The sequence below is a fragment of the Streptomyces sp. MCA2 genome (assembly GCF_023544705.1).
GTDB classification, from domain to species: domain Bacteria; phylum Actinomycetota; class Actinomycetes; order Streptomycetales; family Streptomycetaceae; genus Streptomyces; species Streptomyces decoyicus.
The window spans coordinates 1-11,233 of sequence record NZ_JAMJFM010000079.1 but is presented as its reverse complement, the minus strand read 5'-3'; the positions used below and the strand labels follow the sequence as shown (position 1 = coordinate 11,233).

Here is an 11,233-nt window from a genome sequence, read left to right as displayed (position 1 = left end):
GCGATGTCGCGGGCGGACGAGCCCCGGTGGGGGAGGGCTACCGGGCCGCGGACGCCGGGGCGCGTTCGGAAGAAGGCTCGGCGGTGTGGTTCTGAGGGGATGCGGATCCGGTCGCGAAGTACATGTCGGACGGCCGGATACGTGAGGTCGCCCAGACGCTGACGGCCGCCGTGGTCGCGAGGTATCCGCAGGCGAGCCAGGGAGTGCCGTGGCCCAGGGCGAGGAAGGTCGTCATGAGCAGGGGCGTGATGCCGGAGGCGAAGACACCGGACAGCTGGTAGACGATGGACATGCCCGTGTAGCGCACCTCCGGCGGGAACAGGGCGGCAAAGAGTGTGCCCTGGGCGCCGTAGAAGTAGGCGTGGATCACTCCCAGCGTCACCGCGAGCGTCACGGCGAATCCCCAGATCCCGGTGCACCGGAACAGCAGGAAGGCGGGAAACACGGCGAGCCCGAACAGGGCGATGCCGGTCGTGTACGTCCGGCCCGCGCCCTGCCGGTCCACCAGGGAACCGGACAGCGGGATCAGCACGGCCATCAGCAGCGCGGCGAAGGTGACGGCGAGCAGGACCGAGGTGCGCGGCAGCTTCAGCGTCGAGGTGGCGTAGGTGATCGCGAAAACGCCCCAGGTGTTGAACGCGGCGCCCTCGCCCCACCTGGCCGCCATCCCCAGCAGGGTGTGGCGCCTGGTGCCGGGATCCCGCAGCAACTGGGCCAGTGGGATCCGGGACGCCGCCCGCCGCCGCTCGATCTGCTGGAAGGCCGGAGTCTCGTCGACCTTCAGCCGTACGGCGATACCGAGGACGACCAGCGCCAGACTCACCAGGAACGCCACCCGCCAGCCGTAGCTCAGGAACGCCCCGTCGCTGAGCACATTGCTGAGCAGTGCGAAGGCACCGGTCCCCAGTGCCAGCCCCAGCGCCAGCCCGATCTGCGGGTAACTGCCGTAGCGGCCCTTGCGGCCGGCCGGGCCGTGCTCCACGGACAGCAGTACGGCGCCCGCCCACTCCCCGCCGAGCGCCACACCCTGGGCGACGCGGAGGACGAGCAGGAGAACCGGGGCCCAGACGCCGGCCGTCTCATAGGTCGGCAGCAGACCGATGAGCGTGGTGGAGCCACCCATCACGCCCATGGTGACGGCGAGAGTCCGTTTCCTGCCGATCCGGTCGCCGATGTGACCGAAGAGCAGGCCACCGATGGGGCGGGCCAGGAAGCCGACCGCGAAGGTGGCGAAGGAGAGGATGGTTCCGATGGTGTCGTTGCCGGTGGGGAAGAACAGTTTGCCGAAGACGAGGCCGGCGGCGGTGGAGTAGAGGAAGAAGTCGTACCACTCCACCGTGGTGCCCAGAAGGCTGGACAGCACCACCGTCCGAAGACGCCGGCGGTCGGTGCGCTCGTCGGCGGGTGGGGAGGTGAGCGGTGCATCGGGCATGGTCGGACTACCGTTTCGTTGCATGCGTGGGCGCGCCGCTGGTGCGGTGACGACGGGGACGGTTCGCGGCGCGGCGAGGTGCGAAGAGGGCTGAGGTGGGACGCGGCGCGTGGCTGCGCGCGCATCGCGTCATCCGGCAGGCGCGGTCGGGTGAGAAGGCCGAGAGCCCCGCGGCGGGTGTGTGAGCGTCACGTGCAGTGGACGCGAGGACGTCCGAGTGAGCTGGTTCATCGCCGGGAGGATGGCCATCGGACCGTCAGGCGGGGCGCACCTGCCGGGAATTCCGGATCAGAGACGACAACAGGCGCTGGAATGGTGGCACAGATCGACGTGGAGCCGTCCCACGAGGTGGAGACGGACCACGATCTGGCCGGCGGCGTCTGACATGGCCGACAGTATGGTCGGCTCCTATCCGCCGCTCAAGGCGCGACCGGAGCGGTCTCATGGGCTGGGACAACGGCCCCGCGATGCAGGGGTGTCGGCGCCGCAGGGAGAATGCGGCGACGCACTGTTACGCGCGTATGGCGGCCGCACGAAGTCGTCCTTGCGGAATCCCGGGAATGCGCACACAACTCGTGGCGGCAGACTTTCGAAAAAGCCCGCTGCGACATTTCGTCTGTGAGTTTGGCTGTGCTGTGCGATGCACAGGGGGCTGCGTGCGGCTGCGATTGTGAACGAAATGCTGCGCGCGTGTGGCGGGAGAATCAGCATGTGAGACAAAGGCCGTCGCCGCATTGACGTGGCTGATTTTCGCTGCCAGCCTCCCGAATGTGAGTCACTCGGAGAACTTCACCGCACGCCTGCACGTCGATCTTCGACGCCAGGCCAGTGCCATCTGTGCCGCTGGCTGCTAGAGCTGTCCACCAGCGTCAGCTCCTGAGCGACCCTTGACCCCGGTGCGCTTACTGTCCTGGGATTTTCTCGTCGCCTGGTGATTCTCGCCGCATACCCACCCTCCTGGAATCTGCCGGGATCGGTGCGCGTGCCGGCTTGTTCCACCTCACCATTCGCCTTTCTGTTTCCTCGGGTTGTTCTACGACCGCCGGAAGCGGAACTGCGGCTGATGCAGGCCGCGGCGGGCATCGCTCGGGCGCTCGACCACCACACTCCGGTCATCGCCACCGCCGCCCCGTAGCCCACCCGGCTCCTCCCGCCCACCCCTTCACCCCGCGTCCGTGACAAGCGCCGTACGCGTCCCGCCGCGCTCCACCCACCACTCGAACAGGACCTTCCATGAGCACGCTGATAACCCCATCGAGCCGACGACAGTTCCTCACCCTGCTGGGTCTCTCGGCGGTCGCGGTCAGCTGCGGCTCCGGGGGCGGCGGTGCGGCCAAGGATCAGACCAAGACCCTGCGATACCAGGGGTGGGCGGGGTCAGTCATCCTGCCCGAACTCGCCGAGGATCTCGGCTTCCTGGAGGACGTGAAGCTGAAGTGGGTCGGCAACACGATCAGCGGGCCGCAGGACATCCAGTCGGCGGCCACCGGGCAGGTCGACTTCGGCGGCGCGTTCAACGGAGCGGTCGTCAAACTCGCTGCGAGAAAGGCTCCCATCACAGCGGTCATCAGCTACTACGGCGTCGACAAGGCCGCCTACAACGGCTTCTACGTCCTCAAGGACAGCCCGATCCGCTCGGCCCGTGACCTGATCGGCAAGAAGGTCGGGATGAACACCCTCGGCGCGCACTCCGAGGCGATGCTCGACATCTACCTGCAACGCCACGGCCTGTCGCAGGCGGACATCAAGAAGGCCGAGCCGCTGGTGGTGCCCCCGGTCAACACCGAGCAGTCGCTGCGCCAGAAGCAGATCCAGGTGGGGGTACTCGGCGACATCCTGCGCGACAAGGCCCTGGAAACCGGCGGCATCAGGCCCCTGTTCACCGACTACCAGCTGCTCGGCGACTTTTCCGCCGGTACGTATGTGCTGAACGACCGGTTCCTGAAGGAGAACCCCGACACCGCACGCACCTTCGTCACGGGCGTCGCGCGCGCCATCGAGTGGGCCCGCGCCACACCACGCGACGAGGTCATCGCCCGCCAGGTCGAGATCGTCAAGAAGCGTGGCCGGAACGAGGGCACCGCTCCGCTGAAGTACTGGAAGTCCTTCGGCGTCGCCGAGACCGCCGGACGCATCACCGACAAGGAATTCCAGCTGTGGATCGACTGGCTGGCCGAACGCGGTGACATCGAGAAGGACCAGGTCAAGGCCTCGGATCTCTACACCAACGAGTTCAACGCGTACAGCCGGAAGGGCAAGCCGTCCGTGGCCGAGCCGACCTCCAAGAGCGGGAGCTGATCTCCATGTCCGAATCCACCACGCCCAAGATCGAGTTCGATCAGGTGCGCAAGACCTTTCCCGCCAAGAAGGGGAGGGCCCAAGGCCGCGGCTCGGCGCACGGTGACGGCGAGTTCACCGCTCTGGACGGTGTCGACCTGCGGATCGATGCGGGGGAGTTCGTCGTCGTGGTCGGCCCCAGCGGATGCGGCAAGTCCACGCTCCTGGACCTGCTGGGAGGGCTCGCCCGGCCGAGCGCCGGACGGATCCTCCTGGACGGGGAACCGGTGACCGGCCCCGGCCTGGACCGCGGCATCGTCTTCCAGCAGTACGCGTTGCTGCCCTGGCGCACCGCCCTGGGCAACGTCGAGTTCGGCCTGGAGGCGACCGGCGTGCCACGACGTGAGCGTGCAGCCCGTGCCCGCGAGTACCTGGACCTGGTCGGGCTCTCCGGATTCGAGAACCGCCACCCGCACGAGCTCTCCGGCGGCATGCGCCAGCGCGTGGCCATCGCCCGCTCTCTCGCCTACGACCCCGATGTCCTGCTGATGGACGAGCCGTTCGCCGCACTGGACGCCCAGACCAGGGAGTCGCTCCAGGACGAGCTGCTGTGCATCTGGCAGCGCACCGGAAAGACCGTCGTCTTCATCACCCACGGCATCGAGGAGGCCGTCTACCTGGGGCAGCGGGTAGCCGTCATGACCTCCAGGCCCGGTCGCATCAAGCAGGTCGTGCCGATCGGCTTCGACTCCCGCACGGCAACGGACGACCTGCGGTCCAGCCCCGAGTTCGCACGCTACCGACACCAGATCTGGACGCTCCTGCACGACGAAGTGACCCGGAGCCAACTGCTGGAAAAGGAGGAGGTCTCAGCATGAGCATCGCAAGCGGTTCGAGCACTCGGCACACGACCCCGGAGGATCTCAAGACCCCGGAGGATCTCAAGAGTCCGGAGACCCCGGGGGAACTCTCCGCGCCCACCACCGGCACCTCGTCGGCGTCCACCAATGAGCCGGCAGGTAGCGCCCTGCCCCTCGCGCCGAGCAGGCCGCGGCTCGACCTTCCTTCCGTGCTGCCCCGCATCCTGCGCGCGGTGCTGACCGGCGCCACCAAGTCCGCGGCGATCGTCGCCCTGCTGCTCGCATGGGAGCTGGCGCCCCGCTTCGGCCTGGTGGATCCGACCTTTCTGCCACCGTTCAGCGAGGTCGCCCAGGCATGGTGGGAGCTGGTGGCCAATGGCCAGCTCGCCGACAACGCACAGGCGAGCCTGGTGCGTTCGTTCAGCGGATTCGGCATAGCCGTCGCCGTATCCGTACCGCTGGGCCTGCTCATCGGCTGGTACCGGCCCGTCGCCGATCTCCTCAACCCGTTGCTGCAAGTGTTCCTCAACACCGCCGCCCTGGCCCTGCTGCCGGTGTTCGTCCTGCTCCTCGGCATCGGCGAGACGTCGAAGATCTCCATCGTGGTGTACGCGTGCGCATGGCCGATCCTGTTCAACACCATCAGCGCGGTGCGCACCGTCGACCCCACCCTGCTGCGGCTGGCGAAGTCCATGGACCTGTCCGCGCCGCGGCTGTTCCAGAAGGTGATCCTGCCGGCCTCGGTCCCGACGATCTTCACCGGAATCCGGCTGGCCGGGGCGGTGTCCATCGTGGTCCTGGTGGCCGCCGAGATGATCGGCGCCAAGGCCGGTCTCGGCTATCTCATCAACGCGTCCCAGTACAACTTCGCCATTCCACAGATGTATGCGGGCATCGTCACGATCTCCGTCATCGGCGTCGCCTTCAACCAGCTGCTGGTGGTGGTGGAGAAGCGGCTCAGCTCATGGCGCGTCCCCACGACGAGCTGACATCTGTATCCGCCCCCGCGCAAGGAACCCGGAGGAGTTCTCCATGCCCGCACCCGGCCCCCGCCGCCTTCATCTCAACGCCTTCCTGATGAACGCCGGCCACCACGACGCCGCCTGGCGACATCCGCGTACCCAGCCCGAACGCCTCACCGACCCGCGCTACTTCCAGCACCTGGCACAGACCGCCGAACGCGGCAAGCTCGACTCGGTCTTCTTCGCCGACGGCCTGGCCCTGCGGGGCAAGGCCGAACACAACGCGCTCGACGGTTTCGAACCGCTCACGCTGCTGGCCGCCCTGGCGACGGTGACCGAGCGGATCGGCTTGATCGCCACCGTCTCCACCACCTTCAACGAGCCCTTCCACACCGCCCGGAGATTCGCCTCCCTCGACCACATCAGCGGCGGGCGTGCCGGTTGGAACATCGTCACCTCCGCCACCGTGGACGAGGCCCGCAACTTCGGGCACGACGAACATCTCGAACACCGCCTGCGCTACGACCGGGCGCGGGAATTCGTGGAAGTCGCCACCAAGCTCTGGGACAGCTGGGAGGACGACGCGGTCCTGCTCGACCGCGCGCGGGATCTACGCGGACGCCGCCAAGGTGCAGCCCATCGACCACAGAGGGCAGCACTTCGCCGTACAGGGCCCGCTGAATGTACAGCGCAGCCCACAGGGACACCCGCTGCTGGTGCAGGCCGGTTCGTCCGAGGACGGCAAGGAGTTCGCCGCCCGGTACGCCGAGGCCGTGTTCACCGCACAGCAGACCCTCGCCGACGGGCAGGCCTTCTACAAGGACGTGAAGAACCGCCTGTCCCGCTACGGACGTTCCGAGGACGAGCTGAAGATCCTTCCCGGGATCTGCCCGGTCATCGGCGCGACGGAGGCGGAGGCTCGTGCCCTTGAGCAGGAACTGACCGGCCTCCAGGTGCCGGAGTACGGCCTCGCCCAGTTGTCGGGGATGCTCGGCACGGACCTGACCGGGCTGCCGCTGGACGGTCCGCTTCCCGCGCTGCCCGAGGAGCGGGACATCAACGGCAACAAGAGCCGTTTCACGCTCGTCGCCGAGTTGGCCCGGCGCGACGGCCTGACCCTGCGCGAGCTCATCGCGCGCCTCGGCGGCGGCCGCGGCCACCGGGTCTTCGCCGGGACGCCGGAACAGATTGCCGACCAGCTCGAAGAGTGGTTCACGCAGGGAGCCGCCGACGGTTTCAACGTCATGCCGCCGTATCTGCCGGGCGGTCTGGAGGACTTCGTCGACCACGTCGTGCCGATCCTCCAGGAGCGCGGCCTGTTCCGCACCGAGTACAGCGGGCGCACCCTGCGCGAGCACTACGGCCTGCCTCGCCCCGCAGGCCGGCTCGCCTCCGCCGTCACCGCCACCGAGGGACAGCCGGCATGACCGGGCTCGACCTCACCACGGACGTCCTGGTGGTGGGTGGCGGTCCTGCCGCCACCTGGGCGGCGCTCAAGGCGGCCCAGGCCGGAGCGGAGGTCGTCCTTGCCGACAAGGGGTACTGCGGCACCAGCGGCGCGACCGCGTCGAGCGGCACCGGCGTCTGGTACGTCCCGCCGGACCCCGCCGCGCGGGAGGCGGCCATGGCGAGCCGGGAGAAGCTCGGCGGGTACCTGGACGACCGCCGCTGGAAGGAACGCGTCCTGGACCAGACGTACGCGGCCATGAACGAGCTGGCAGCGGCGGGCCGGTACCCCTTCCCCACCGGGCCGGACGGGACACAGCTCCGAAACGGCCTGCAAGGGCCGGAGTACATGCGCCGGATGCGCATCCGCGTCCAGCGGGCCGGGGCGCGCATCCTCGACCACAGTCCGGTCACCGAGCTGTTGACGGACGCGTCCGGGGCGGTCGCCGGGGCCCGCGGCTACCGACGGCAGGCGGGTGGGGCGTACCGGGTGCGCGCGGGGGCCGTGGTCCTGGCGACCGGCGGCTGTGCGTTCCTCAGTGGAGCGCTCGGCTGCAACGTCAACACCGGAGACGGCGCCCTGTTCGCAGCCGAGGCAGGTGCCGAGCTGTCCGGCATGGAGTTCTCCAACGCCTACGGCATCGCACCCGAGGCCACCTCGGTCACCAAGAGCGCGTTCTACTCGTTCGCGACCTTCTACCACGAGGACGGAACCGTCCTGGAAGGCGCGGCGAGCCAGGGTGGCCGCTCGGTGATCGCCCGCGCTCTGCTACACGAGAAGGTGCACTGCCGGCTCGACCGGGCCGATGCCTCGGCCCGGCGGGCGATGCGGCTGGCCCAGCCGAACTTCTTCCTCACCTTCGACCGGCTCGGCATCGACCCGTTCACCGAACGGTTCGCGGTCACGCTGCTCGCCGAGGGCACGGTGCGCGGCACCGGCGGCATCCGCATCACCGGTGACGACTGCTCCACCACCGTCCCCGGGCTGTACGCGGCCGGAGACGCCGCCACCCGCGAGCTGATCTGCGGCGGCTTCACCGGGGGCGGCAGCCACAACGCCGCCTGGGCCATCTCCTCGGGCACCTGGGCGGGCCAGGGGGCGGCCCGCTACGTCCTGTCCTTCGGGCACCGGGCCCGGGCTGCCGCCCGCCGACTCGTGCCGGCGGGAGGGGCGGGACTCCGACCGACCCGGACACCGGGCCCGGCAGGTGCCCACCGCGAGGTGATCGCGGCGGTTCAGGACGAGGTCCTGCCGTACGAGAAGAACTACCTGCGCCACGGCACGGCTCTCGTCACCTCACTGGCAGCGCTCGACGCCACCTGGGACGAGGCCCGCTCCACACTGCTCGGCACGGGGCCGGAGGTCGTACGGGCCCGCGAGGCCGCGGCGATGACCGCACACGCCCGCTGGATGTACGCCTCCGCGCTCGCCCGTACCGAGAGCCGCGGCATGGCACGGCGCCTCGACTTCCCCGACCAGGACCCCGCCCAGCGCCACCGCATCATCACCGGCGGACTCGACGAGGTGTGGATCCGGCCCGAGCCCGTGGCCGCACTCCTGGAGGCAACCTCGTGATCGAACTCATCTCCGCAGAGCGCTGCATCGCCTGCGACAGGTGCATCAGGGTCTGCCCGACCAACGTCTTCGACCGAGGCGAGGACGGCATCCCGGTCCTGGCCCGCCACACGGACTGCCAGACCTGCTTCCAGTGCGAGGCGAACTGCCCCGCCGACGCCCTCTACGTCGCCCCGCAGACGTATCCCCTGCCCACCGACGAACCCACCGTCCGCGACGAGGACGGCCTCGACCGGGCCGGCCTGCTCGGCAGCTACCGCCGCCACATCGGCTGGGGGCGAGGCCGCACCCCCGGCGCCCGGCTGGCCGTGGGACCCCTCCTCAACCCATCCGGCTCCAAAGGATCCTCCCTGCCCATCACCTCCTGATTTCCGGAACTCCCGAAAGGAACACGCACATGAGCACCAGCACAGGCTTCGACATCCGCCGGATCGGCGGACGCATCGGCGCCGAGATCGTCGGCGTCGACCTCTCCGCCGACCTCGACCCGGCGATCGTCGCCGAGATCAACGCGGCTCTCCTGGAACACAAGGCACTGGTCTTCCGCGGCCAGCAGCTGGACGACGCGGGGCAGCTGCGCTTCGCCTCCCTCTTCGGCGAACTCACCACCGCCCACCCCACCGTCCCCTCCGTCGACGGTCAGCCCAACATCCTGCCCGTCGACGGGGACGAGGGCATCCGCGCCAACCACTGGCACACCGACGTCACCTTCGTCCGCACACCCCCGAAGGCATCGACCCTGCGCAGCATCGTCGTCCCGCCCTACGGCGGCAACACGCTGATCGCCAACTCGGCCGCGGCCTACCAGGACCTGCCCCAGCCGCTGCGCGAGCTGGCCGACAAGCTGTGGGCGGTGCACACCAACGCCTACGACTACGCCGCCCCGAAGACCGACAAGGCGGCCGAGCACCGCAAGCAGTTCGTCTCACGCACGTACCGCACCGCCCACCCGGTGGTACGCGTGCACCCTGAGACGGGGGAGCGCGGCCTGTTCATCGGTGGCTTCGCGCAGACCATCGAGGGCCTCGGCCCCGCCGAGTCCCGGGACCTGCTGCGCATCTTCCAGTCGTACGTGACACGGCCGGAGAACATCGTCCGGGTGTCCTGGACGCCGGGTGACCTCGTCCTGTTCGACAACCGCATCACCCAGCACTACGCCCCCGACGACTACGGCGACCTCCCGCGCCTGCTGCACCGGGTCACCGTCGCCGGCGACGCTCCGGTGGGCATCGACGGCACCTCCAGCCACGCCCTCGAAGGCGGTGACACCGACCACTACACCCCCGCCGTGGCCTGACGCCCACGGGCCGGTCGGGCGCCGAGTCCGTGTGGAGCACCTCCTGGGGGCATCCCCCAGGAGGTGCTCGGGCATGTCTCCCGCCACGTCGGTCTCTTCCGGTAGTTGAGCCAAGCGTCGCCCACCACCGGGGAAAGCGAGAGCACGGGCGGCAGGATCCGGTTCCGCAGCTCCTCGACGTGGTGGCGGTCGACGCGGGCGACCTCGGTCAGGTCACAGGGACTTCATGACGGCCGTCAAGCGGTCCAGGCCGGCCACCAGGTGCTCGTGCCGGGCGGCCGAGTAGGCGAGGCGCAGATGGTCGGCGTAACGGCCCTGCTGGAGCGGGTCGTAGAACGTGCCGACGGAGTACACGATCCCCGCTTCCCTCGCGCGTTCGGCGAGCCGCTCGGCCGCCGACACGCCGCCCCTGACGTTCGCCCACACGAAGAAACCGCCCGCGGGATCGTCCAACTCCAGGTGGTCGCCCGCCTCGCGCAGGCTGCGGACGGTCAGTTCGGCGCGCTCGCGGTAGACGGGCAATGGCCTGGGAGAGGGGCGAGCTCTGGAAGTCGTAGCGGCGGCGCAGGTTGATCACGTGCGGGGCCAGCCACTCCGGCGCGATCAGCCAGCCCAGACGCAGACCGGGGCCGAGCGTTTTGGCGAGGGTGTGGGCGACCACGACCCGGTCGCTGTCGAGTGGGAAGTCGGGCTCGCTGCGGCCGTCCGGCGCGAACTGGCGGTACGGGTTGTCGGACAGGACGAAGAATCCGTACTGCTCGGCGAGTTCGACCAGCCTCAGCCGCCGCTCGTACGGCAGCAGGCCGCCGTTCGGGTTGTGGAAGTCCGGCACCGTGTAGACGGCCTTGGGGCGCAGTCCGCCGCGCAGCCGCTCGGCGAGGGCTTCGACGTCGATGCCGTGCGGGCCCACCGGGACAGGGTGGATGCCGGCGCCGGTGTTCTCGACGATGCGGATCGTGTCCGGGAAGACCGGGTCGTCGACGACGATCACGTCGCCGGGCTCGGCCACGGTCTGGAGCGCGAGGGAGGTGCCGTGCAGGCCGCCGTTGGTGATCAGAACGCGGGCCGGGTCCACGCCCTCGCGGGTCGCGATCAGTTCCCGCAGGGCCGGGTCGCCCGCATTGGGGCCGTAGGCGAGGGCCGGGCCTCCGGTCTCCGGGCTGGAGAGGAGTTCGCTCGTCACCTTCCGGATCTCGTGCAGGGGGAGTGCCTCCACCGCGGGCGCACCGCTGACGAGGTTGACGAAGTCGGGGCCTGGTTTGCGGGCGGGGACGGCGTAGGGGGACGAGAGGGAGAGGGCGGCGATGCGGGAGGCGATGAGGGTGCCGGGGGCGGGGGTGGAGACGGGGGCGGTGAGGCTGGTGGTCATGCCGGTGTCCTTGT

Annotated in this window: 9 protein-coding genes and 1 pseudogene; 8 read left to right on the top strand and 2 right to left on the bottom strand. The window is 69.6% G+C overall.

Going from position 1 to position 11,233, the window contains the following annotated elements:
• Positions 1 to 37 precede the first annotated feature (37 nt).
• Positions 38 to 1,432, bottom strand: a complete 1,395-nt coding sequence (locus M8I34_RS38495) for an MFS transporter (protein ID WP_250057679.1) — start codon at positions 1,430 to 1,432, stop codon at positions 38 to 40.
• 692 nt (positions 1,433 to 2,124) lie between these two features.
• Between M8I34_RS38495 and M8I34_RS42075 the strand changes: the two genes are divergently transcribed.
• The 8 genes and pseudogenes from M8I34_RS42075 (at position 2,125) to M8I34_RS38460 (ending at position 9,850) form a co-directional block, all read left to right on the top strand.
• Positions 2,125 to 2,286 (top strand): putative leader peptide, encoded by a 162-nt coding sequence (locus M8I34_RS42075; protein ID WP_374211048.1) that lies wholly within the window; start codon positions 2,125 to 2,127, stop codon positions 2,284 to 2,286.
• Positions 2,287 to 2,665: 379 nt separating this feature from the next.
• Entirely contained in the window at positions 2,666 to 3,730 is a 1,065-nt protein-coding gene (locus M8I34_RS38490; protein WP_250057678.1) for an ABC transporter substrate-binding protein, read from the top strand.
• A gap of 5 nt (positions 3,731 to 3,735) precedes the next feature.
• Positions 3,736 to 4,587 carry an ABC transporter ATP-binding protein gene (locus M8I34_RS38485; RefSeq protein WP_250057676.1) on the top strand — a complete coding sequence of 284 codons (852 nt, stop codon included), beginning with the start codon at positions 3,736 to 3,738 and terminating at the stop codon, positions 4,585 to 4,587.
• Positions 4,584 to 5,558 (top strand): ABC transporter permease, encoded by a 975-nt coding sequence (locus tag M8I34_RS38480; RefSeq protein WP_250057675.1) that lies wholly within the window; start codon positions 4,584 to 4,586, stop codon positions 5,556 to 5,558. The genes M8I34_RS38485 and M8I34_RS38480 overlap by 4 nt, the downstream gene beginning before the upstream one ends.
• A gap of 43 nt (positions 5,559 to 5,601) precedes the next feature.
• Positions 5,602 to 6,958: pseudogene (locus M8I34_RS38475) on the top strand (LLM class flavin-dependent oxidoreductase).
• Positions 6,955 to 8,553, top strand: a complete 1,599-nt coding sequence (locus M8I34_RS38470; protein ID WP_250057674.1) for an FAD-binding protein — start codon at positions 6,955 to 6,957, stop codon at positions 8,551 to 8,553. Before M8I34_RS38475 ends, M8I34_RS38470 begins: the two are co-directional and overlap by 4 nt.
• Complete coding sequence (locus tag M8I34_RS38465) at positions 8,550 to 8,921, top strand: ferredoxin family protein (protein ID WP_250057673.1); 372 nt, start codon at positions 8,550 to 8,552, stop codon at positions 8,919 to 8,921. The genes M8I34_RS38470 and M8I34_RS38465 overlap by 4 nt, the downstream gene beginning before the upstream one ends.
• Before the next feature lie 29 nt (positions 8,922 to 8,950).
• The gene (locus M8I34_RS38460) at positions 8,951 to 9,850 is read left to right on the top strand and encodes a TauD/TfdA family dioxygenase (RefSeq protein WP_250057672.1); all 900 of its coding nucleotides are present in this window, start codon (positions 8,951 to 8,953) and stop codon (positions 9,848 to 9,850) included.
• Between the two features lie 208 nt (positions 9,851 to 10,058).
• On the opposite strand, the gene M8I34_RS38455 is transcribed toward M8I34_RS38460, so the two are convergent.
• A partial coding sequence (locus M8I34_RS38455) for a PLP-dependent aminotransferase family protein (RefSeq protein ID WP_250057671.1) occupies positions 10,059 to 11,233 on the bottom strand: 1,175 nt, incomplete at its 5' end.